The organism is Microbacterium sp. KUDC0406 (assembly GCF_021582875.1).
Taxonomy (GTDB): Bacteria; Actinomycetota; Actinomycetes; order Actinomycetales; family Microbacteriaceae; genus Microbacterium.
Genome location: NZ_CP091138.1, coordinates 2,807,064 through 2,829,129, shown reverse-complemented (window position 1 = coordinate 2,829,129; position 22,066 = coordinate 2,807,064). Strand labels below are relative to the sequence as shown.

19 protein-coding genes, 1 tRNA gene and 2 pseudogenes are annotated in these 22,066 nt (G+C 68.8%); 9 read left to right on the top strand and 13 right to left on the bottom strand.

Annotated features, from left to right (window positions below; all coding sequences use genetic code 11):
- Positions 1-25 precede the first annotated feature (25 nt).
- Positions 26-4,591 (bottom strand): non-ribosomal peptide synthetase, encoded by a 4,566-nt coding sequence (locus tag L2X99_RS13990; RefSeq protein WP_236135274.1) that lies wholly within the window; start codon positions 4,589-4,591, stop codon positions 26-28.
- A gap of 2 nt (positions 4,592-4,593) precedes the next feature.
- Between L2X99_RS13990 and L2X99_RS13985 the strand changes: the two genes are divergently transcribed.
- Both L2X99_RS13985 and L2X99_RS13980 read left to right on the top strand, forming a co-directional pair.
- Complete coding sequence (locus L2X99_RS13985) at positions 4,594-5,301, top strand: 4'-phosphopantetheinyl transferase family protein (RefSeq protein WP_236135273.1); 708 nt, start codon at positions 4,594-4,596, stop codon at positions 5,299-5,301.
- A 4-nt stretch (positions 5,302-5,305) separates the two neighbouring features.
- A complete protein-coding gene (locus L2X99_RS13980) occupies positions 5,306-5,728 on the top strand; it encodes an NUDIX hydrolase (RefSeq protein WP_236135272.1) in 423 nt (140 codons plus the stop codon).
- Positions 5,729-5,856: 128 nt separating this feature from the next.
- Here the strand turns inward: L2X99_RS13980 and L2X99_RS13975 are convergent.
- Both L2X99_RS13975 and L2X99_RS13970 read right to left on the bottom strand, forming a co-directional pair.
- A pseudogene (locus L2X99_RS13975) lies at positions 5,857-6,335 on the bottom strand (aminoacyl-tRNA deacylase).
- A gap of 41 nt (positions 6,336-6,376) precedes the next feature.
- On the bottom strand, positions 6,377-6,871 hold the full coding sequence (locus tag L2X99_RS13970; RefSeq protein WP_236126204.1) for a DNA helicase: 495 nt from the start codon (positions 6,869-6,871) through the stop codon (positions 6,377-6,379).
- A gap of 106 nt (positions 6,872-6,977) precedes the next feature.
- Between L2X99_RS13970 and L2X99_RS13965 the strand changes: the two genes are divergently transcribed.
- Positions 6,978-7,535: a peptidylprolyl isomerase gene (locus L2X99_RS13965; RefSeq protein WP_236126205.1), complete on the top strand. Its 558-nt coding sequence runs from the start codon at positions 6,978-6,980 to the stop codon at positions 7,533-7,535.
- Between the two features lie 18 nt (positions 7,536-7,553).
- Complete coding sequence (locus L2X99_RS13960; RefSeq protein WP_236126206.1) at positions 7,554-8,441, top strand: rhomboid family intramembrane serine protease; 888 nt, start codon at positions 7,554-7,556, stop codon at positions 8,439-8,441.
- A 126-nt stretch (positions 8,442-8,567) separates the two neighbouring features.
- Here L2X99_RS13960 and L2X99_RS13955 read toward each other — a convergent pair whose 3' ends face one another.
- Positions 8,568-8,807 (bottom strand): cell division protein CrgA, encoded by a 240-nt coding sequence (locus tag L2X99_RS13955; protein ID WP_236126207.1) that lies wholly within the window; start codon positions 8,805-8,807, stop codon positions 8,568-8,570.
- A gap of 146 nt (positions 8,808-8,953) precedes the next feature.
- Between L2X99_RS13955 and L2X99_RS13950 the strand changes: the two genes are divergently transcribed.
- The 3 genes from L2X99_RS13950 to L2X99_RS13940 are packed head-to-tail and all read left to right on the top strand — an operon-like array spanning position 8,954 to position 10,490.
- On the top strand, positions 8,954-9,727 hold the full coding sequence (locus tag L2X99_RS13950) for a class E sortase (RefSeq protein WP_236126208.1): 774 nt from the start codon (positions 8,954-8,956) through the stop codon (positions 9,725-9,727).
- Entirely contained in the window at positions 9,727-9,882 is a 156-nt protein-coding gene (locus L2X99_RS13945; protein ID WP_236126209.1) for a hypothetical protein, read from the top strand. Before L2X99_RS13950 ends, L2X99_RS13945 begins: the two co-directional genes overlap by 1 nt.
- Positions 9,879-10,490, top strand: a complete 612-nt coding sequence (locus tag L2X99_RS13940; RefSeq protein ID WP_236135271.1) for an anthranilate synthase component II — start codon at positions 9,879-9,881, stop codon at positions 10,488-10,490. The genes L2X99_RS13945 and L2X99_RS13940 overlap by 4 nt, the downstream gene beginning before the upstream one ends.
- A gap of 89 nt (positions 10,491-10,579) precedes the next feature.
- Here L2X99_RS13940 and pknB read toward each other — a convergent pair.
- From pknB to L2X99_RS13905, 7 genes and pseudogenes are all read right to left on the bottom strand, one after another.
- Positions 10,580-12,264, bottom strand: a pseudogene (gene pknB, locus L2X99_RS13935) (Stk1 family PASTA domain-containing Ser/Thr kinase).
- A gap of 168 nt (positions 12,265-12,432) precedes the next feature.
- A complete protein-coding gene (locus L2X99_RS13930) occupies positions 12,433-14,166 on the bottom strand; it encodes a serine/threonine-protein kinase (protein WP_236126210.1) in 1,734 nt (577 codons plus the stop codon).
- Positions 14,163-15,620, bottom strand: a complete 1,458-nt coding sequence (locus L2X99_RS13925; RefSeq protein WP_236126211.1) for a penicillin-binding transpeptidase domain-containing protein — start codon at positions 15,618-15,620, stop codon at positions 14,163-14,165. The genes L2X99_RS13930 and L2X99_RS13925 overlap by 4 nt, the downstream gene beginning before the upstream one ends.
- A complete protein-coding gene (locus tag L2X99_RS13920; RefSeq protein ID WP_236135270.1) occupies positions 15,617-16,999 on the bottom strand; it encodes an FtsW/RodA/SpoVE family cell cycle protein in 1,383 nt (460 codons plus the stop codon). The genes L2X99_RS13925 and L2X99_RS13920 overlap by 4 nt, the downstream gene beginning before the upstream one ends.
- Complete coding sequence (locus L2X99_RS13915; RefSeq protein ID WP_236135269.1) at positions 16,996-18,288, bottom strand: PP2C family protein-serine/threonine phosphatase; 1,293 nt, start codon at positions 18,286-18,288, stop codon at positions 16,996-16,998. Before L2X99_RS13915 ends, L2X99_RS13920 begins: the two co-directional genes overlap by 4 nt.
- A gap of 8 nt (positions 18,289-18,296) precedes the next feature.
- Entirely contained in the window at positions 18,297-18,668 is a 372-nt protein-coding gene (locus L2X99_RS13910) for an FHA domain-containing protein FhaB/FipA (RefSeq protein ID WP_442923450.1), read from the bottom strand.
- A gap of 191 nt (positions 18,669-18,859) precedes the next feature.
- Positions 18,860-19,564 (bottom strand): FhaA domain-containing protein, encoded by a 705-nt coding sequence (locus L2X99_RS13905; RefSeq protein ID WP_236135268.1) that lies wholly within the window; start codon positions 19,562-19,564, stop codon positions 18,860-18,862.
- 245 nt (positions 19,565-19,809) lie between these two features.
- On the opposite strand from L2X99_RS13905, the gene L2X99_RS13900 reads away from it, so the two are divergent.
- Positions 19,810-19,894 (top strand) — tRNA-Leu (locus L2X99_RS13900).
- Between the two features lie 104 nt (positions 19,895-19,998).
- Here the strand turns inward: L2X99_RS13900 and L2X99_RS13895 are convergent.
- Positions 19,999-20,178 carry a hypothetical protein gene (locus L2X99_RS13895; protein WP_236126213.1) on the bottom strand — a complete coding sequence of 60 codons (180 nt, stop codon included), beginning with the start codon at positions 20,176-20,178 and terminating at the stop codon, positions 19,999-20,001.
- A gap of 163 nt (positions 20,179-20,341) precedes the next feature.
- Here L2X99_RS13895 and L2X99_RS13890 point away from each other — a divergent pair, with 163 nt between their 5' ends.
- A complete protein-coding gene (locus L2X99_RS13890; RefSeq protein WP_236126214.1) occupies positions 20,342-20,812 on the top strand; it encodes a VanZ family protein in 471 nt (156 codons plus the stop codon).
- Positions 20,813-20,818: 6 nt separating this feature from the next.
- On the opposite strand, the gene L2X99_RS13885 is transcribed toward L2X99_RS13890, so the two are convergent.
- The gene (locus tag L2X99_RS13885; protein WP_236126215.1) at positions 20,819-21,961 is read right to left on the bottom strand and encodes a S1C family serine protease; all 1,143 of its coding nucleotides are present in this window, start codon (positions 21,959-21,961) and stop codon (positions 20,819-20,821) included.
- Positions 21,962-22,066: the final 105 nt, after the last annotated feature.

Sequence of the window (22,066 nt, the reverse complement as noted above, 5' to 3'; positions counted from 1 at the left end):
TCCTCTCGTGGGGTGTGCCCCCACGTTACGGCTGCGCCTCGGCGCGCCGCTTCTCGATTCCTGATCTCTCCTTCGCGATGGGATTCCCCCATCGCGAAGGCGATGCGCTGACCGCCGCCTGCGTTTCGCTGATGCCGAGTGCGCTGCGGACAAGATCCGCAGTCCTCTCGACCCACGGCTCCTCCATCATGTCGAGATGCTCGCCCGGCGTCGTGTGGATGCTCAGCTCGTCGCCGATCCACGGGCGCCACATCGGCTCGAGGTCGAGGCCGTCGGCCGCCTGGAGCAGCACAGCCGAGCCCGGGTATTCGGAAGGGTCGTAGTCGGACACCAGCCGGATGGAGCGGTCGAGGAACTCTCTCATCGTGTCCAGCTGCTTCTGCTCATCGGACCGGTTCAGATCGCTCGGCCATGCGTCGAAGAGCCATTGCACCGACTTGCGATGACGCCCGAGTGCGCGTGTGCGGCGGACGAGCGATCGCGCGGCGAGCGGACCCAGCTTGAGCACGTCCCCTGGGCGACTCACGATCCGCGCCATCACCAGGCGCATGATCTGCGCCGGGCCAGCATCCCGGTCCGCCCCGAGCCGTTCCGCCACGGTGGCGAACGTGCGCGAAGCATAGTCCCGCCAGTCCTCGTCGGGCACCTTGCCGAGGTAGGCATCGAAGAGGAGGACCGGAGCCTCGACCTCCTCACCACGGGCGACCAGTTGCTGTGCCATCTCGAACGCCACGACTCCGCCGAAGCAGGCTCCGCCGAGGCGGTAGGGACCCACGGGCTGGACGGTCTTGATCTCATCGATGTACCGCGTTGCGAGCTCCTCGATGCTCGTCGTGCGATCGAACCTGTGGACTCTGCTGTCCCGGCGCGTGGCAGCGCGGATGGCATGCACCGGCTGGTCGGGCCCCAGCCGCGCCGCCAGCGCGCGATAGAAGAAGACGTACCCGCCACCGGCATGGATGAGGAACAGAGGTGGTCGATCGCCCTTCGGCTGGAGCGGCACGAGTAGCGCTTGCGGTGGATTCAGAGCGTTTCGCAGTGCGCTCGCGAGACCCTGCACCGTCGGGTCCTCCCGGAAGGCCACTGCGGAGAGACCCTCGGCGGCGACGCCGAAGCGCTCCCGCACACGAAGCAGCAGCATATTCACCTGATCGTCGGTCAGATCGGCACCCCTCCGACCCTCGGCGAGCGGTGCCGTTCCCAGCACCGACAGCCAGATCGTGGCGAGCTGCTGCTCGACATCGATCCCTCCTAGTGCCACCGTCTGAAGCTCCGGGGTCAGGGACGTGAGAGCACTGATCCGGTCGCTCAGACTCTCCACTGTGGACGCCTCGAAGAGTGTCTGCAGCGGCACCTCGACACCGAACTCCTCGCCGAGGATCGAGACGAGGCGCAATGCGAGCACGGATTGCCCACCGAGTTCGAAGAAGTCGTCATCGCCGCTGACGGCGGACAGACCGAGCACCGCGGCGAATGCCGCAGCCACGCGAGCCTCGATGGCCGTTCGCGGCTGCCATGGATCCGTCATCCTGCCGCTCTCCGCTTCCGGAGTCGGAAGCCGCTCCCGGTCGATCTTGCCGTTCGGTGTGAGCGGGAACTCCGCGAGCGGAACGAACTGCTGCGGAACCATGTAGTCCGGCACCGCGGCCCGCAGGTGGGCGCGCAGCTCAGCTGCACTCGGTGTGCCGCCTTCTGCGGGCACGAAGTAGGCGACCAGCCGGGCGTGCGCCGTCTGAGTGTCATGCGCCGACACCGTTGCCTGACGGACAGACGGGTGAGCGGACAAGTTGCTTTCGATCTCGCCGGGCTCGATGCGGAACCCGCGAACCTTCATCTGGTGGTCGAGCCTGCCGAGGTGCACGACCCGTCCGTCCGGTCGGAATCGCGCGAGATCCCCGGTGCGATACGCGCGAATCGGAGCTGAGCCGGGCACGATGAGATCCACGAACCTGCGGTCGGTCAGCCCGGGATTGCCGAGATAACCGAGCGCGAGCCCGTCACCGGTGATGAGCAGTTCCCCCGCGACGCCGATCGGCACCAGCTTCAACTGATCGTCGACGATGTGGAATCCGGTGTTGGCGATCGGCCGCCCCACGGTGATCTCGTCCGCTTCGGAGGTGATTCTCTCGACGGATGACCAGATCGTGGTCTCCGTGGGACCGTACATGTTCCACAGCGACGACGTGCGCTCCAGTACCGGACGGACGATGTCTCCGGGGAGCGCTTCGCCGCCGACGAGCGCCTTCAAGCGGGGTGTGCCGGACCAGCCTGCATCCAGCAGCATTCTCCAGGTCGTGGGCGTCGCCTGCAGGATCGTGAACGCGCCGCTCTCCAGCAGCGCCCGCAGTCTGCGGGCATCCGCCGCGACCTCCCGACTGGCGATCTCCACGCGAGCACCGACGATGAGCGGCAGGAACAGCTCCAGACCGGCGATGTCGAAGGACAGTGTCGTCACGGCGAGCAGTGTGTCGTCCTCGCTGCAACCCGGCACCTCGGCCATCGCGCAGAGGAGATTCAGCAGCGCACGATGGGGAACCTCGACTCCCTTCGGACGCCCCGTCGAACCCGAGGTGTACAGCACGTAGGCGCGGTCATCCGGCCCTGGACGGGTTCCACCGGCGTTGATGGGGATACCGTCCTCTGCGTCGTCGAGGTGCACGACCGTGAGCCGGTCGTCGCCGACGCCGCGCGCCAGACCCGACTCGGTCAGCAGCACCCGAGCTTGAGAATCGGCCAGCATGTGGTCGAGCCGATCCTGCGGGAAGGCGGGGTCGAGCGGCACGTAGGCTGCACCGGCGCCGAGGACCGCGAGCAGGGCGACCAGCAGATCGGTGGACCTGTTCAGGAAGACGCCGACCAAATCGCCCGGTCCGGCACCGGCGGCGCTCAGTCTCCCGGCGACGCGGCGACTGCTTTCCAGAAGTTCACGGTAGGTGAGTCGCTCGGCTCCGCACGAGACGGCCACGGCATCCGGTCGCCTGGCGGCCTGGGATTCGATGAGATCGAGCAGGGTCGCCGCGGGAGGAGCTTCTCGCCCCTCGCCGTTCCACAGCACGAGCTGTTCGCGCTCGGCGGAGGTGACGAGCGACACGGATCCCACTTCGTCGTCCGGATCGCTGATCAGCGCTTCGAGGCAGATCAGGTAATGGTCGATGACCGCTTGGTGATCCGCTGAGTCGAACACGTCGACGCTGAGGTCGAACGAGAGCATGAGATCCTCGTGACCAGCCTCGTCGTGCACCTGCATCTGAAGGCTGCCGTCGCCGAAGCTCGGTCGGTACCAATGATGATCGACGGGCGTGCCCGCGAACCGCCCCAGGAGGACCTTCACATAGTTCAGCGTCACGTCGTAGGCACGTCCACCGGGGTTGCCTGCGGCGTACGGCATGTGCCGCATCACGCTGATCGCCTCGGACTGCACCTTCTTGATCAGCGTTCGGAGAGTGTCGTGCGGGTCGACGTCGATGGCGAAGGGGTTCTGCTCCATGAAGAGTCCGACCGTCGCGGCGAACGCTCGCGGACGGTTGTGCCAGGGGGTGCCGATCGCGATGCGACGGTGGCCACTGAGTTTGTGCAGATAGAGAATGAGCGCCGCACAGAAGACGCTGTACGTGGAAAGGTGCTCCGACAGCGAACTGATGCCCTCGTCATTGGCGAACTCTCGGACTGCGGCGGTCGCTTGGGGACCGAGACGGTGATCGACGCGGCGCCGTCGAGTACCGATGAGCGCCGATGAGCGTCGCCCACCGTAGAACTGGATCGGATCCGGGGAGATGGCGAGCTTCTCGGTCCAGTACTCCTCACGCCTGCGGAACCGTGGGCTCGTGGCGTCCTCGGCCAGCCGTTCCACGAAGTCTGCGAATCCCGGACCGTCCTCGCTCGGCGGTACGGCCGCCCCGGAGAGGCGCAGATACCAGTCGCTGACACGCTGGAACACGATGCTCATCGACGTCGCATCGGTGAGGATCTGGTGGCACAGCAACGCCCACGCGAATCGGTCAGGGGCGAGCTTGATGAGAGTGGACTCGAACGATCGGACTGCGAGGTCGATCGGCGAGTCGACTTCGTCGAGTGCCCAGGAATTCAGCGCTTCATCCGGGTCGTCCGTATGGGACAGATCGAGCAGGGGTGATTCGTAGCGCAACTGGTCGACGATCTCGGCGTGAGGACGACCGCGAGTGGATGTCACGATCGTGCGGAGTGCATCGACGTCTTCGAGCATGTGTGCGAACGCGCGATGGAAACGATCCACGTCGAGTTCGGCAGGGATGAGGAAGACGCTCATCTCATTGAACACCGGCCGATCGGCCGCAGCCTGCTGCCCCAGCCAGATGAGGAACTGGTTCCGCGTCATCCCCGACCGCTCGTCGGGGTGGCCGAGTACCTCCGGTTCGGCGTCGACCGCCTGCTCACCGGTCATGACTCGATGCGCGGCGAAACGGCATCGGACATCTGATCCACCCTCCCCCAACAGGTGCCGGTGTCGCGAAATCTCGAGCACCGGACTCTTCCGCAACCCGCCGGCATGCCCCTGCCCCCGGCGAGTGCGGCTAACCTTACAGGATTCGAGCGTAGCGGCGTGAGGGGACACCGATGCAGCGGTCCGGTGATGACGGCCTCGGAAGGCTGCTGCACACGGTGCACGCAGCTGACCGGGGGAATCTCCCGGCCGTCGCCCTCTGGCATATCACGGTCGCTCCGCTGACCGGAGTGCAGATGGACGAGGCGGTGCGGCGCGGATGGTTGACGCGGAGTGAGCGTCTCGTCGCTGAGCGCCGATCGAGCGACATGCTGCGCGGTGCGTTCGGCAGTCGACGCGTGCTGCGCCGGCTGGCCGCGTCGGTCGTGCTGCGCTGCGCTCCCGAAGTCGTCGAGATCGCATCGTGGTGCCCGCGCTGCGGCATCGCCGACCACGGAAGGCCGTGGATCACGAACACCGCCGGCAGAAGACTGTCGATGAGCACCTCCAGCAGCGGCGACACCGTGGTGATCGCCATCGGTGCGAGATCGATCGGCATCGACATCGAATCCGAGCACCGAGTCGCCGACCCCGCACTCGTCGCGGCGGCGCGGCGGCTCGACGGCTGGGACGAGGTGGCCCTCGCGTGCCCGTCCGATTCCACTCCACTCATGGAATGGACGGCGTTCGAGGCCATCGCGAAGACGACAGGGCACGGACTGACCGCCGGGCAGTGGCGGATCGCCGAAGCGCTGGCCCAGCACCGTCTGGAGTGGTTCACGGATCGCCACGGCTGGGTCACCTGTGTTGCGGCCGCCGCACCGGCAGCCCCGATACTGTGAACAGATGGATCTGCGCGTTGCCGCCTATGCGGTCGTCACCGACGACCGCGATCAGATCCTGCTCGCCCGCTGGACCGAGGGCCGGCGCATCGCATGGACCATGCCCGGCGGCGGCCTCGAGGACGGCGAGGATCCGGAGGACGCGGTGCGCCGCGAGGTCCGTGAGGAGACGGGCTACACGATCGCCGTGCGCGAACTGCTCGGCATCCACTCCCGCGTCATTCCCGCGACTCGGCGCATCACGCCGGCCGAGGAGCCGCTGCACACCCTGCGGATCGTCTACCGGGGAGAGGTCGTCCGCGGCAAGCTGCGCTTCGAGGAGAACGGCTCCACCGACCGGGCGGGATGGTTCACTCCGGCACAGGCGGAGGGGCTGCACCGGGTGAAGCTGGTCGACATCGCGCTGCGGATGGCCGGCATCCGCTGAGCATCCGGGCGGGTGAGCCCCGCTGCGTGAGCCACCCACTTCTGCGTGAGACCCACGCGCAGAACGGGTGGTTCGCGCGCGGACGGGCGGCTCGCGCGCGGACGGGCGGCTCGCGGCCGAGCGTGAGGTCAGCCCCGGGGCATCTCCGGCTCCGAGATGTCGGCGACGGTCGCGCCGTACGCGGCGATGAGGTCGTCGGCGTCGACGAACAGGCTGTAGCCGTGCGCACCGGCGCCCATCGCCACGCGCTGCCCGACGATGGTCTCGTCGGCGTACACCGGCCAGTCGGTGGTGCTGCCGACCGGGGTGATCGTGCCGCGCTCGTATCCGGTGGCGGCCAGAGCCAGTTCGGCCTCGGGCAGGCGCAGCCTGTTCACGCCGACGATCGCGCGAAGCTTCGGCCACGAGATCGAGCGGCCCCGGGGATGAGCGCGAACATGTACTCGCCTTGGGCCCCTGAGCTTGTCGAAGGGCGTTTGACGACCAGCGTCTTCACGATGCCGGATGCCGGGATGCCGAGGATCTCGGCCGCTTCGTGCAGGCTGTTCGCCGCGGGGCGCTCGCGGATCTCGATCTCGAGTCCGCGGGCGGCTGCGGCGTCACGCACCCGGGAGTGCCCTTCGGCCGGCTCAGGGACCGAAGGGGTGGTCACGCGTTCGGCGGCGACAGCGGGTCGTCGGCGACCCAGAGCTCGTCGTCGGCGCGCAGCGCCTGCCAGGCGGCGGCGAGCACGCCGACCGCAGCGGCGACGCCGAGGATGATGGCGATGACGCGGCCGAGGCCGGGCCCGCTCTTCTCCGGGACGACGACGGCGCGGCGCGCGGCACCCTGACGCTTGGCGTTGGCGACATCCCACGCCGACAGCGCGGTGCCCACGACGCCGCCCACGATCGGCACGACCTTGTCGTCGACCACGTGCCTGCCGTAGCGCACGCCCTGGTCGACCACCGGAGCGACCTTGCGGTTGTAGGTGTCCTGCACCACGGGCGCGACCTGCTCGCGGTTGAAGTTGCCGAGCTGACGGCCGGCCTCACGGGCCACATCGGCCGCCTGACCGACGAGCACCTGCTGCGACTCCCAGAGCCTGCCCGCGTCTTCCTGAAGCTTGCGCAGTTCCTTCTTGCGCTTGCGGCTGACGTTCACGTTCTCTCCCGTCGATCGGAGTTCGGTGTCCCCATCCTGCCAGATGCATTCCCGCGGCGGCACAGAACCGGCCGCATTCAAAGCATCCTCTGCGAGAATGGAGGGCATGCCTCACGCTTCGCACGTCGCAACCCTGCACACCAACCACGGTGACATCGTCATCAACCTGTTCGGCGACCACGCCCCGAACACCGTCAAGAACTTCGTCGGCCTCGCCGACGGCACCGGCGAGTGGACCGACCCGGCCACCGGCAAGCCCGGCGAGGGCCCGCTGTACAAGGACGTCATCTTCCACCGCATCATCCCGAACTTCATGATCCAGGGCGGCGACCCGCTCGGTCAGGGCGTCGGCGGCCCCGGCTACACCTTCAACGACGAGATCAACATGGAGCTGAACTTCAACGCTCCCTACATCCTCGCCATGGCGAACGCCGGCCTGCGCCGCAACGCCATCACCGGCCAGGCCGAGGGCACCAACGGCTCGCAGTTCTTCATCACCACCGACCCGACGCCGTGGCTGCAGGGCAAGCACACCATCTTCGGTGAGGTCGCCGACGACGCCTCCAAGGCCGTCGTCGACGCCATCGCCGCCGTGCCGACCGCCGCCGGCGACCGCCCGGTCGAGCCGGTCGTGCTGCAGTCCGTCGACATCGTCGCCGCCTGATCGCGCCCTCCGATCCGGATGTCGACGCCCGAGTTCACGGCCAACCGTGAGAACTTCTGCTACCGGCATCCGGATCGGCAGAGCTTCGTGCTCTGCCAGCGCTGCCTTCGCACGATCTGCCCGGAGTGCCAGACCCAGGGTCCCGTCGGCGTCATCTGCCCGGAGTGCCTGAAGGAGCAGCGCAAGGCCGAGTCACCCGCCCAGCGCCGCGCGCGCCGGCAGTGGGGCATGTCGTCGGCGGCCGACGGCAAGCCGATCGTCACCTACGCGATCATGGCGGTGACGAGCCTCGTCAGTCTGGTGGCGATGATCCCCGGGGTCGGGACGCAGATCTCGAACACGCTGGCATTCTTCGCGCCGTACCTCTACCCGAACCTCTTCAACGCACCCTTCGAGCCCTGGCGGCTGCTGACCGTGCTGCTCGTGCACGGCGGCTTCGTGCATCTGGCACTGAACATGCTGGCGCTGTGGATGATCGGACGCTCGCTCGAGCCGATGCTGGGGCGCTGGCGCTACCTGACGCTCTACCTGATCAGCGGCCTCGGCGGCTCGGTCATGGTCGCATGCCTCGATCCGCTTCAGGCCACGGTCGGCGCATCCGGTGCGATCTTCGGCCTGATGGCGGCGCTGCTGATCGTCGGACGGCACCTCGGCGCGAACGTCACCGGCATCCTCGTGATCCTGGTGATCAACTTCGCGTACGGATTCTTCGCCGGAGGGATCTCCTGGCAGGCGCATCTCGGCGGAGCGATCGTCGGCGCGCTGGTCGCCTACATATTCACTCGCACCAAGCGCGCGAAGCAGCGTGGCCTGCAGATCGGCCTGCTCTCGGCCGTGGTCGTCGGGCTGCTCGCGATCGTCGCGTTCGTTCCGCCGGCACTGCTCACGGCCGGCGTCTTCGGCTGATCGCGAAGTTATCCACAGGTCTATCCACACTGTGGGGAGAATTACACGCCTGTGATTCCCCATCTCGCATCTACGAAGAAACCCCCTCCGAGGAGGGGGTTTCTTCGTCAGCGGAGCGGATGCCGGTCAGCGCCAGCGCGTGGTCATGAGGAAGCCGATCAGGGCGATGCCCAGACCGATGGCGAGGTTCCAGGCACCGAGCCCCGGGATCGGCCAGGCCTGCCCGGAGATGTAGTAGACCAGGATCCACGCCAGGCCGAGCAGCATGAAGCCGACCATGACGGGCTTGAACCAGACGGCGTTGGGGGCGTCATCGCCCTCGGCGCGCTCGACGGCGGGCTCTTCGGGGTTGCGGGAACGTGCCATGGAGACAGTCTACCCGCGCGTTCCCCGCGCTTTCACGCGCCTTGCTACCCCGAAACTGCACGCCCGCGCCGAGACGCGGGTGCTGCGCCCCCGTCTCGGCGCGGGCGTGCAGTCTGGAGTGAGGGAGCGGCGAATAGAATCCGATCATGGCCGCCGCACCTTCCCGACGTCGCTCGCGCGCGACGTTCGCGAGCGTGCTCGGCGAGCTGCTGCTCACCGCCGGTGTGCTGGTGCTGCTGTTCGTGGTATGGCAGATGTGGGTGGGCGACATCATCATCGGCGCGCAGAACAACGCCAAGGGCGCGGCACTCTCACAGCAGTGGGATCGGATGCCGGTCCCCGACCCTCCGCAGCCCACGGAGGGTCCCGACGGCACGGACATCGTGCCGCCGCCCGTGCAGCCGCATCCGGCCGACGCCGAGATCTTCGCGAACATGCACATCCCTCGGTTCGGCGACGACTACGACGTGAACATGGCCGGTGGCACCAGCCGCGCCCGCACGCTCGACAAGATCGGGATCGGGCTGTACACCGACTCGAAGATGCCCGGCGAGGTGGGCAACCTCGCCCTCGCCGGCCACCGCACCACCTGGGGCAAGCCGTTCAACAAGCTCGACAAGCTGAAGCTGAACGATGCGATCGTCGTCGAGACCCGTGACGGCTGGTACACGTACCGCTTCCGCACGCTCGAGTACGTCAAGCCCACGCAGACCGATGTGCTGCTCGATGTGCCGCAGATGCCCGCGCTGCAGACCGGCGAGCGGTACATCACCCTGACGGCCTGTTCGCCGCTGTACTCCCTGGCCGAGCGGATCGTGGCCTACGGCGTGTTCGAGGGCTTCCAGCCCCGCGCGGAGGGACCGCCGGCATCCCTAGCACCCGTCGACGTCGCCACCCCGTCCGCCGAAGGAGCCCGCTGATGTACGCCGCCCTGTGGCGCCTGCTGCCCGGACCCTGGTGGGTTCGGCTGCTCATCCTGCTCGTGGTCATCGCCGCGGTGCTCTACGGCCTGTTCTTCTACGTGTTCCCCTGGGTCAGCCCGCTCATCACACCCGGTGAGGTCGACCTCGGATGACCGCGCGCGTTCTCGTCGTGGACAACCACGACAGTTTCGTGCATACGCTCATCGGCTACCTGCGCGAGCTCGGTGCCGAGGTGACGATGACCGAGGCGGATGCCGTCGACGCGTCGACGGAAGCCGGGTCGCTGAGCCTGTCGAAGCATCTGCGCTCGTACGACGGAGTGCTCATATCGCCCGGACCCGGTGAGCCGGCCGACGCCGGAGCATCCGTCGACGTCGTCCGGCTCGCCGCCGAGACACGGATGCCGCTGCTCGGCGTGTGCCTCGGGCACCAGGCGATCGGCGCCGCCTACGGCGCGCCGGTCGTCGCCGCCCCCGAGCTCATGCACGGCATGGTGTCGCGCGTGCAGCACGAGGGGACCGGGCTGTTCACCGGCATCCCCTCGCCCTTCGACGCCGGGCGCTACCACTCGCTCGCGCTGGACGAGGCGGACCTGCCGCCCGAGATCAGGGTCACCGCGCGGACGGAGAACGGCACCGTGATGGCGCTCGCGCACGAGAGCCTGCCGATCGTCGGGGTGCAGTTCCACCCCGAGAGCATCCTCACCGAGAACGGTCACCGGCTGCTGGGCAACTGGCTGGAGTCGCTTTCCGCTCGTTGAGCGAGGGAGCGCAGCGACTGAGACGAAACGCTCTCGGGTCACGTGATGCGTTTCGTCCCGCTTCGCTCGCTCAACGAGCGGGGAATGCGTTACTGGCCGCTGCAGTACTTCAGCTCGATCGTCGTGCCGATCGGCACGTCGCCAGGGGCCACCGACATCGTCGTGACGGTGGGCGGATCGGATGCCGCGCAGCCGCCGTCCCCGACGGGCTTCGGCACCATCCCGACCTCCTCGAGCCGCGCGGTCGCAGCGTCCACGGTCCAGCCGCTGACGTTGTCGACCGTCATCACGCCGCTCGCGACGACCAGGTCGATCACGGTCTTCGGGGCCACCTCGGCGTCGGCCTCCTGGCTCGCCTGCAGCACGGTGCCGGCCTTCGCGGTCGGATCGTTCTGCTGCCGCACCTCGCCGAACACGAGGCCCGCCCCCTCGATCGCCTCCTGAGCGGCATCCTGAGAGAGCCCCTCCAGCACAGGGACGGTGACCAGCTCGGCACCGGTGGAGACGTAGATCGTCACCGTCTCGCCCTTGTTCAGGGTCTGCCCGGCCTCGGGGTCGGTGCGGAAGACATGATCCTCCTCGTACTCCGAGTTGGACTCCTTGACGACCTCGGCGAACAGGTCGAGACCCTCGAGCTGGCTCTGCGCGGACTCCGCGCTCTGATCGATCAGGTTCGGCACGGTGCGCGAGGTGCTGGGCACCTCGGCCGGCCGCATGCTCATGCTGATCACCCAGAACAGCACCGAGATCAGCAGCACCGCGAGCAGGGCCACTCCGGCCCAGATCCACGCCACCGGCGGACCGGACTGGGTGCGCGTCATGGTGGTGTCGGTGCTCAGCTGCCGCAGCGAACGGGCGGTCTCCTGCGCCTGACGCGGGTTCGGGCCGTACAGCTCGCTGGTGAGGGCGCCGATCTCCTTCTTGCTCGGCGCGCGACCGGCGACGGCGCTGTCGAGCGCCTTGCGGAAGCTCGCGGCATCCGGGTACCGCTGGTAGGGGTCCTTCGCCATCGCGCGCAGCACGATCGGATCGAGACCGGCCGGCACCTGCTCGTTCACCTCGGTGGGCGGCACCGGCGTCTCGCTGACGTGCTGGTAGGCGACGGCGACCGGGGAGTCGCCGCGGAACGGCTGACGCCCCGTGAGCAGCTCGTACAGGACCACCCCGGTGGAGTACAGGTCGGTGCGGGCGTCGACCGGCTCGCCCTTCGCCTGCTCGGGGAGAAGTACGCGGCGGTGCCGATGATCTGGGTGGTCTCGGCGACCGTCGACGACGAGTCGGACACCGCGCGTGCGATGCCGAAGTCCATCACCTTCACGGCGCCGCTGTCGGTGATCATCACGTTGCCGGGCTTGATGTCGCGGTGCACGACGCCGGCGCGGTGCGAGTAGTCCAGCGCCTCGAGGATGCCGTCCGTGTAGCGCACGGCGACCTCGGGCGGCACGGGGCCCGCCGCGATGATGTCCTTCAGCAGGGTGCCGTGCACCAGCTCCATGACGATGTAGGGCGGTTCGCCCGCGGCATCCGACGCGGCGGCCTGCCCTGAGCCTGCCTGGGCCTGCCCTGGGCCTGCCTGGGCCTGCCCTGAGCCTGTCGAAGGGTCGCCGGCATCGAAGACGCGCACGATCGACGGGTGCGACATACGCGATGCCGCCTGCGCCTCGAGCCGGAACCGGGTGCGGAACGCGGCGTCCCTGGCCAACTCGGGATCGAGGATCTTGATGGCCACCTGGCGGCCCAGAGTCAGGTCGTACCCGCGGTAGACCTTCGCCATGCCGCCGCGTCCGATGAGTTCATCGACGCGGTAGCGATCGGCGAGGATTCGCGGCTCTGCTGGCACGGGCTGCTTCCCCTCTGTGGCGATATCGGAATTCGTGATGTTGACCTCGGTGACGTCGGATCCAGGTTAGCCCGCGACGGGCGGGCGGCCGGGAACGCTGCCCTAACCGTCGGTGCCGTCGCCACTGTCTCCGCTGCCGTCGACGGCAGCCGGCTGAATCGGGTCGGACTGGCCCGCCGGAGATGCGTCAGAGGGACGGTTGTCGCAATAGGCGATGAGCGTGGCCGAGACGGTCTTGTCGGCGGAGCCGGCGATCGGCGTGATCTGAGCCGACAGGACATCGCCGCCGAAGGTCCTCTTCGTCGATCCGTCGTCGAACGTGGCGTTCGTGATGGTGACGTCGAAAGCGGTGTTGCCGCCCGTGCCGGAGGGGCAGCTGAAGGCCCAGTTGACGGTGGCGGGCTGGCCCTCGGTGAACGTGCCGGAGAACGTCGGCGCCGACGGCTGGCCGATGGCGACCATGTCCTTGAACAGCGTGAGGGTGATGATCGTGTCGAGCGGAACGGTTCCCGTCGGGTTCACGCTCTGCACGGTGCCGACCTGATCCTGCGAGGCGGCCGGGGTGTTTCCGGTGGTGCAGTTGGCCTCGAGTCCGGCTTCCTTCACCTTCGCGGTGGCGGCGTCGCAGCTGAGGCCGACCAGGCCGCCGGGCACGTCGGCGCGCGTGGGCGCCGACGGCGTGGGCGTCTCGGTGGTCTTCTCCGGCGAGGGTGCCGCCGAGGTCGGAGTGCTCTCGGTCGGTGCCGGCGTCCCGTTGCCGTTGTTGAACAGCGAGAACAGGGTCACGCCCAGCACCAGCAGCAGCAGCACGATGAGCGCGATCAGCGGCCACGTCCACGGACTGCGCTTCTTCTTCTCCTTCTCGGCCTCCGCCGCCGCCTCTTCCGCGGGCAGCGGGGCGGTGGTCGGCAGGATGCTGGTGGAGTCGTCCACGCCGAGGATGCGCGTCGCGTCGTCGAGGCCGGCTGCGGCCACGCCGGCTGCGATGGCGGGCACCGCGATCGCCGCGGAGTTGAGGTCGCCGCGTCGGAGCGCCTGCGCAGCGCGGGCCACCGTGGCAGCGGAGGAGGGACGGTCGGCCGGCTTCTTGGCGATCATCGCCATCACGAGGTTCTGCACCGGCTGCGGCACGGTCGCCGGCAGCGGCGGGGGCTGCTCGTTGATCTGCGCCATCGCGATCGCCACCTGCGACTCGCCGGTGAACGGGCGCTTGCCCGCCAGGCACTCGTACGCGACGATGCCGAGCGAGTAGATGTCCGTCGCCGGGGACGCCGGGTGCCCGGAGGCCTGCTCGGGCGACAGGTACTGCACCGTGCCCATCACCTGACCGGTGGCGGTCAGCGGCACCTGGTCGGCGATGCGCGCGATGCCGAAGTCGGTGATCTTGACTCGCCCGTCGGGCGTGATCAGCAGGTTTCCGGGCTTGATGTCGCGGTGCACCAGGCCCGCGGCGTGCGCGGCCTGCAGCGCCGACGCGGTCTGCGCGACGATGTCGAGCGTCTTGTCGGCGCTCAGTTCGCCGTCGCGCTCGAGCACGGTCGAGAGCGCCTCGCCGGGCACCAGCTCCATGACGAGGTAGGCCGAGCCGTTCTCCTCGCCGTAGTCGAACACGCTCGCGATGCCCTCGTGGTTGACGAGCGCGGCGTGGCGGGCCTCGGCGCGGAAGCGCTCGAGGAAGCCCGGATCGCCCATGTACTCGTCTTTGAGGATCTTGATGGCGACGGTGCGTCCGATGACGTGATCCGTCGCCTCCCACACTTCGCCCATGCCGCCGATCGCGATCCGCGACTGCAGCTCGTAGCGACCACCGAACGACACACCCTGCGTCGGCCTCATCTGCCCAGCACCGCCTCTATGACCTTCTTCGCAATCGGAGCGGCGATCGCATCGCCGGATCCGGACTGACCCTTACCACCGCCGTCTTCCACGACGACTGCAACCGCTACCTCAGGATTCTCCGCAGGAGCGAAACCCGTGAACCACAGTGTGTACGGCTTGGAATCGCCGTTCTGCGCCGTGCCCGTCTTACCGGCCACATCGACTCCGTCTATTCTTGCATTCTGCGCGGCGCCGTCCTTGACGCTGGCGACCATCGCCGCCGTCACGGCCGCCGCCGTCTCCTCGTCGACGGCCTTGCCGTACTCGGTGTTCTCATACTCGCGGTGCACGGCGAAGTCGTCGCCGATCACAGCATCCACCATCCGCGGGTTCATCACCACGCCCTTGTTGCCCAGACCCGCCGACACCATCGCCATCTGCAGCGGGGTCGCGGTGACCGGGCCCTGACCGTACCCGCTCTGCGCGGTCAGATCGTCGCTGAGTCCCTTCGGATAGCTCGACGGGGTCGATTTCATGGGTGTCTCGAAGCTGCTGTTGAAGCCGAAGCTCTCCGCCGTCTCGCGGATGCGCTTGTCGCCGAGCTCCACGGCGAGCTCCGCCATCGGGATGTTGCAGCTGAGCCGGATCGCCTCGGCGATCGTGACCTCCTTGCCGGCGCCGCACGTGCCGCCCCAGGCGTTCGAGATCACGATCTTGGTGCCGGGGAGCGTGTAGCGGGCCGGGTTGGGGAGCGTGGACTGCATCGTGTAGTCGCCGCCGTTCACGGCGGCCGCGGCGACCACGACCTTGAACGTGGATCCCGGCGGATTCAGGTCGCCGCCGATCCCGCGGTTGTACAGCGGATTCGAGGGGTCGTCGTCGAGTGCCTTGTAGGCCGCGTTCGCGGCGTCCGCGTCGTGGACCGCGAGCGTGTTCGTGTCGAAGCTGGGCGTCGAGACCATGGCGAGGATGCGGCCGGTCTTGGGCTCGATCGCGACGACCGCGCCCTGCAGGCCCTGCATCGCGTCCCAGGCGGCCTTCTGCGCCTTCGCGTCCAGGCTCAGCTCGACGCTGAAGCCCTGCTGCGGCTGGCCCGAGAAGATGCGCTCGACCTCGGCGAAGAACGCGCTCGATCCGGTGCCGGACAGCTCGGTGTTCAGCTCCTTCTCGATGGCGGTCGCCGAGCCGAGGGCCGGATTGAAGAAGCCGGTCACCGGGGCCCACATCGGAGCATCCGTGTAGACGCGCTGATAGCGGTACTTGTCGTCGGTCGGCGTCGACGAGGCGATGGCCGCGCCGTCGGCGATGATCGAGCCGCGCTGGATCTCGTAGCTGTCCAGGCGGGTGCGGGTGTTCTCCTGGTTCTGAGCGAGGGTGTCGGCCTCGACCACCTGGATCCAGCTGGTCGCCACGAACAGCGCGAGGAACATCGCGAGCATCACGATCGAGAGACGGCGCAGTTCCTTGGTCATCCGATCACCACCCGGGGCTGGCGGCGCACGCCGTCGCTGATGCGCAGCAGCAGTGCGACGATGAGCCAGTTCGCGACCAGCGACGAGCCGCCCGCGGCGAGGAACGGCGTCGTGAGACCGGTCAGCGGGATGACGCGGGTGACACCGCCGACCATGATGAACACCTGCAGGGCGACCGTGAACGACAGTCCGATCGCGAGCAGCTTGCCGAAGTCGTCCTGCCCGGCGAGTCCGATCCGGATGCCGCGGCTGACGAACACCATGTACAGGCTGAGGATGGCGAACAGGCCGACGATGCCGAGCTCCTCGCCGAGGCTGGGGATGATGAAGTCGCTGTGCGCGAGCGGGGTGATGTCGGGGCGGCCCTGGCCCCAGCCGGTGCCGATCAGGCCACCGTGCGCGAGGCCGAAGATGCCCTGCACGAGCTGGTAGCTGCCGCCCCGGCTCTCGATCAGCGCGGGGTCGAACGCGTGCAGCCAGGCCGCGAAGCGCCCCTGCACGTACGACAGCACCTGCGCGGCGAGGAACACGCCGATCGCGACCCCGGCCAGGCCGATCAGCACCCAGCTGGTCTTGCCGGTGGCGACGTAGAGCATGGCGATGAACATGCCGAAGATCAGCATTCCGGTGCCGAGGTCGCGCTGGATGACGATGATGCCGAGCGACACCGCCCACACCACGATCACGGGACCGAGGTCGCGCATGCGCGGCCAGGTGATGCCGAGGAACCTCTTGCCCACCGAGGCGAGACTCTCGCGGGTGCGCACCAGGTAGCCGGCGAAGAAGATCGCCAGGCAGATCTTGGCGAGCTCACCGGGCTGGAACGAGAACAGGCCGCCGAGCGAGACCCAGACCTGGGCGTTGGCGTCGGGGATGCGGAGGCCGGGGATGAACGGCAGGATCAGCAGCACGATGCCGGCCAGGCCGAAGATGTAGGTGTACCGGTAGAGCACGCGGTAGTTGCGCAGCGCGATCACCAGGGCGATCGCGAGGGCGATCGAGATCGCCGTCCAGACCAGCTGCTTGTTGGAGTACGCGTCCCAGCCGATGAGCTTCTCGGCGATGTCGAGACGGTAGATCATCGCGATGCCGAGTCCGGTGAGCAGGGTCGCGATGGGCAGCACGAACGGGTCGGCGTCGGATGCCACGACCCGCAGCACGATGTGCAGGGCGAACACCAGCACGGCGAGGCCGCCGCCGATCACGAGGATCATCGGGTCGATGCGGTCCAGCGCGCCGAGCTGCACCAGGGTGAGCGCGAAGCCCGAGATCGCGCAGGCGAACAGCAGCAGCCAGAACTCGCGGTTGCGCTGCTTCTGCGGCTGGCGGATCTTGTTCAGCGCCTTGACGACGGTGGTGTCGGCGGAGACTGAGGTCATGGTGTCGGCTCCCCACTGGGAGTCGGGGCCGGCGTCGGCGAGGGGGTCTCGCCGGTGACGTCCTCGGCGCTGACGCGCAGCCGGTTCACGATCGCCTCGGCATCCGACAGCGACCGGGCGTTGATGGTGCGCTCCACGGCCGAGCGCTGGTACGGCGGCAGGTCGGCGAGCAGGATCCGGGTGTCCTCGATCTCGGTGGAGAGCGTGATCGGACCGATGCTCTGCTGCACGCCGCGGTAGATCACGACGCTGTCCTCGTCGGCTCCCACGAAGTAGCGCGTCTGGGTCCAGTTGTACGAGACCACGGCGGCGCCGGCGAGCAGGGCCAGGGCGGCGATGAGCGCGGCGATCCAGCCGAACCGGCGGCGGCGGGCGCGACGGCGATCCTCTTCGATGAGCTCCTCGAGGTAGTCGGCGGCGGGCTCGAAGTGGCTCGGCTCGTTGGCTGCCTGGCGCACCGGGTGCAGCCATCCGGTCAGCGACGACCGCGCCGCGGGCACGATGACGCCCTGCGGGTTGGCGGCGGAACCGACGACGGTCGGTGTGCCGGAGGACAGCGGATGCGCGCCGCCGACGTCGACCATCACGATGGTCACGTTGTCGGGGGCGCCGCCGTCGAGCGCCTGCTTGAGCAGGATGTCGGAGGTGCGGCCGGGCGCCAGGCCCAGGCGCATGGCCTTCGTGATGTGCAGCTCGTCGACGACGCCGGAGAGGCCGTCCGAGCAGATCAGCCAGCGGTCGCCCGGATGCGTGGGCATGACGAACATGTCCAGCTCGGGGTCGATGTCCATGTCGCTGAGCACGCGCATGAGCACCGAGCGGCGGGGGTGGTAGCGCGCTTCTTCGGGCGTGATTCGGCCGGAGTCGACCAGGCGCTGCACGAACGTGTGGTCGGCGGAGATCTGGGTGAGCTCGTCGTCGCGGAACAGGTAGATGCGCGAGTCGCCGATGTGGCCGATGACGGCGTAGTCGTCGACCATGATGATCGCGCTGAGGGTGGTGCCGAGACCGGCGAGCTCGGGGCGGTCCTTGGAGGCGCGCACCAGATCGGCGGCCGCCGTGGTCGCCGCGGCCTGCAGCTCGGCCTGCGCGTCGTCGGTGTTCTCGTACGCGTGGTCGAGGCCTTCGATGCGGTGGATGGCGATGCTCGAGGCGACGTCTCCGCCGGCGTGGCCGCCCATGCCGTCGGCCACGACGAACAGGTTGGCTCCGGAGTATCCGGAGTCCTGGTTGTTTGAGCGGACCTTCCCGGTGTGGGAGATCGCTGCGCTCGAGCCCTCGAAGACCATGTCCGGGGTCAGGCTCGCAGCTCGAAGGTCGTGGCGCCCACCTTGATGGGGGTGCCGATCGAGATCGGGACGGGCGGTCCGGCGAGGCGCTGGCCGTTCAGGAAGGTGCCGTTGGTGGACTCGAGGTCCTGGATGGTCCAGGTGCCGCCGCGCGGCACGAGGCGCGCGTGATGGCTGGACGTGTAGTCGTCTCGGATGACCAGGCCCGACTCGCTGGAGCGCCCGATGCTCAGCGGCTCGGTGCCGAGGGGCACCTCGAGACCGGCCTTCGGGCCGGAGGTGATGACGAGCTTGGTGGCCGTGGAGGTGGTGGCGGGACCCGTGGAGCGTCCCTTCGCGGGCGCCGACGGGAGCGGGAGTGGCGGATGCGGCGGCCTCACCGGCCGGAAGCTTGCGCACGCGCACACCGAACAGGTCGGCGCGCAGGGAGTAGATGACGCCGAAGACGAAGAACCACAGCAGCACCAGGAACGCGATGCGCAGCAGCAGGAGGACCAGTTCGCTCATCGGATCGCCTCGCCGGATCCTTGGGCCTGTGCCTCAGTGGGTCCCTGAGCCTGTCGAAGGGCGCTCACGACAGCGTGCCCATCGCGCGCGTGGCGTCGTCGCGGCCGGAGACGGGGATGACGCGGAACGTGAGGTCGGTGCGTCCGATCATGAACGTCGTCTCGGGCGGCAGCGCCGCCTCGCGGATCTTCTGCCCGTCGATCTTGGTGCCGTTCGTGGAGCCGAGGTCGCGCAGCAGTGCGCGCTCGCCGTCCCACAGGATCTCCGCGTGGCGTCGACTGGAACCGGCATCCGAGATCGTGACGTCGGCGTCGCTGCCGCGGCCGATGACGGTGCGGGCCTTGGTGAGCGGGTGGCGGCGTCCGCCGACCTCGACCACGCCCTGCCAGGAGAGGTTGCCCTGCACCGACCCGGAGTCGACGTGCACGGTGCCGGTGCCGAGCTTCTCGTCGGCCTCGAGCCGGATGGTGAGCACGCCGGCGAAGCTGTAGCCCTGTGCGGAGGCGTGCGAGGTCATCAGCGCGAGCAGCTCGTCGGTGAGAGCGCCCCCGAGCGCCTGCATCCGCTGCGCGTCGTCGGCGGCGAGGCGCACGACGTACTCGTTGGGCGCGATGATGCGGTCGCGACTGACGACCGCGGCCCTGGTGTCGGCCTCGCGGCGCAGGGCCGAGGCGATCTCGACCGGCTGGACGCCGCTGCGGAAGGTCTTCGCGAACGCACCGTTGACGGCGCGCTCGAGACCCTTCTCGAAGCTGTCAAGTAGTCCCACTGGGCTCCTTAGGCATGGCTGACCGGTAGGGACATCGTAGCCAGCCCGGCTGAGTGAACGCCTCTGCCCGTGGTCGTGGCGCGGATGAGCGCGCGGGAACAGGCCGTTCAGCGAGAACAGGATGCCTGCCGAGATCTCGTCCTGTTCCCGGCGTTCCTCCTGTTCTCGAGCGGCGGATGCTGCGTGTTCAGACGTGCTGGAATCGCGTGATAGCCTTGGGAGGTTGGTTCGTCCGCGGACCGACATGCGCGAGTGGCGGAATAGGTAGACGCGCTGGCTTCAGGTGCCAGTGCCTGCAAGGGCGTGGGGGTTCAAGTCCCCCTCGCGCACCGAATGAGTAGGGCCCCAGGTCGAAGACCCGGGGCCCTACTCATTTATTCGCCCGAGGCCGTTCCGGTGTGCAGCGGTGGCACCTCCGCGCGTACGCGCGAGCCTCAGATGATGGGCTCCGGTGCCCCCGGAAGAGGCGGCTCGTCGGGGCCGGGACGCAGCGGCTCGTCGGGGCCGGGACGCAGGGGCTCGTCGGGATGCGGCGCGGTCGGCTCCTCCGGAGTCGGCGGGTACATCGGGTCCGGACCGGGTGACGGCGGCGTGGGGTTCGTGGGATCGCTCATGGTTCTACCTCCGCCACCACTCTCGGCCGAGGCTCTTCGCTTCCCCAAGGGGTTGACCCGTGCACCGCAAGAGGCGTACAAGCCGCCGGCTCGCTGCTCGTGGTCGGGCGCAGCGGTGCGAACGCATACGCTCACGCAACATCCGATCGGGTGGAGTGGGGGCATGACCTCTCCGATTCCGACGCCCTCGCCGCCGTCGTCCGTCGCGCCGCGCGTCTTCGTGACGATGCTGGCGCTCGCCGGAGTCCTCGCACTCACCGTCGCGCCGCGCAGGATCGTGGCGCCCGCACGAGGAGCATTCATGCATCTGGCACACGTCTGGGCCGGTCCGGTCGTCGAACCGATGACCTTCCTGCAGATCGAGGGCACGCTCAACGCCCTGCTGTTCGTTCCGCTCGGCGCCGCGCTCGCACTGCTGCTGAGCAGACGGTGGTGGATCCTCGCCCCGCTGATCGCGTTCGCGCTCTCCTTCGGCGTCGAGACGATCCAGGCCCGCATCCCGGGGCGCGTCCCCGACCTCGGCGACGTGCTGTGGAACACGGCGGGTGCCCTCGCCGGGGCGATCGTCGCCGGCCTGGTCCGCCTGCTGCGCGACGGCCTCACCCGCGCGCGGCGCGTCCGGCGATCCCGGTGACCCCGCTCAGGATGCCGGATTCGGCTGCAGCGTGAGCGTCGCCGTCCGGGTCTTCTCCCTGCGCAGGAACGTCACCTCGACCTCGTCACCCGGCGCCGCGCGCACGGTCACGGCGGCGAGGTGCGCGGCCGTCGGCGCGGACTGCGAACCGATCCGTGTGATCAGGTCGCCCACCTGCAGCCCGCCCTGGTCGGCCGAGCCGCCCTCGACCACCGAGGTGATCACGAGCCCGGGCGGCACGCCGAACTGCGCGGCGGCCGACGGCGTCAGCGTGCTGACCTCGATGCCGAACGACGGATGGTCGACGCGACCACTGGCGACCAGCTCGTCCGTGATCGCCTGCACGGTGTCCGACGGCACCGCGAAGCCGATCCCGATGCTGCCGCCCGATCCGCCGCCTTCGCTGTCGGGCACGGTCGAGATGGCGGTGTTCACGCCGATCAGGCGGCCGTCGCAGTCGACCAGCGCGCCGCCGGAGTTGCCGGGGTTGATCGCCGCATCCGTCTGCAGCGCGCCCGTGATCACCGTGACTCCCCCGTCGCCGGTGGGCAGCGTCAGCGAGCGGTTCAGCGCGCTGATGATGCCCGAGGTGACGGTGTTCGACTGGCCGAGGGGCGCGCCGAGCGCCACCACGGGCTGTCCGGTGCGCACCTGCGCGGAGTCGCCGAACGCGATCTCGGGAAGGCCGCCGTCGCGCGAGACGCGCAGTACAGCGAGGTCGGTCTGCGGGTCGCGCCCGACCAGCTCGGCGTCGAGGCGCTCGCCGTCGGCGAGCGTCACGGCGAGCGATCCGGTGACACGCGTGCCGGTGACGGCGGGCGCGATCACGTGGTCGTTGGTGACGATCAATCCGTCCGCGTCGATGACGGCGCCGCTGCCGTTGCCGCTTCCGCGCTGCCCGGTCGCCCACACCGTGACCACCGAAGGAAGTGCGCGCTCCGAGACCGAGATCGCATCGCAGGCACCTGCACCTCGCGACCCGTTCAGGATGCCGGAGCCGATGAGCCCGCCGCCGATGCCGAGCGCGATCACGGCGATGCCCGCACCGGTGGCCAGAGCCCAGGGGCGCCGCCACCACGGCGTCTGGACGGACGCGGCATCCGGCCCCTCAGCATCCGCTTCGATCGAACCCGACTCGACGTCGCTCATGATGGCCCCGTTCCGCCTCTTCTGGCTCGATTATGGACCGGATCGCCCGCGCGCACCCCACATCGCGGCAGGAAACCACTAACGTTCGAATCGACGACTTCAACC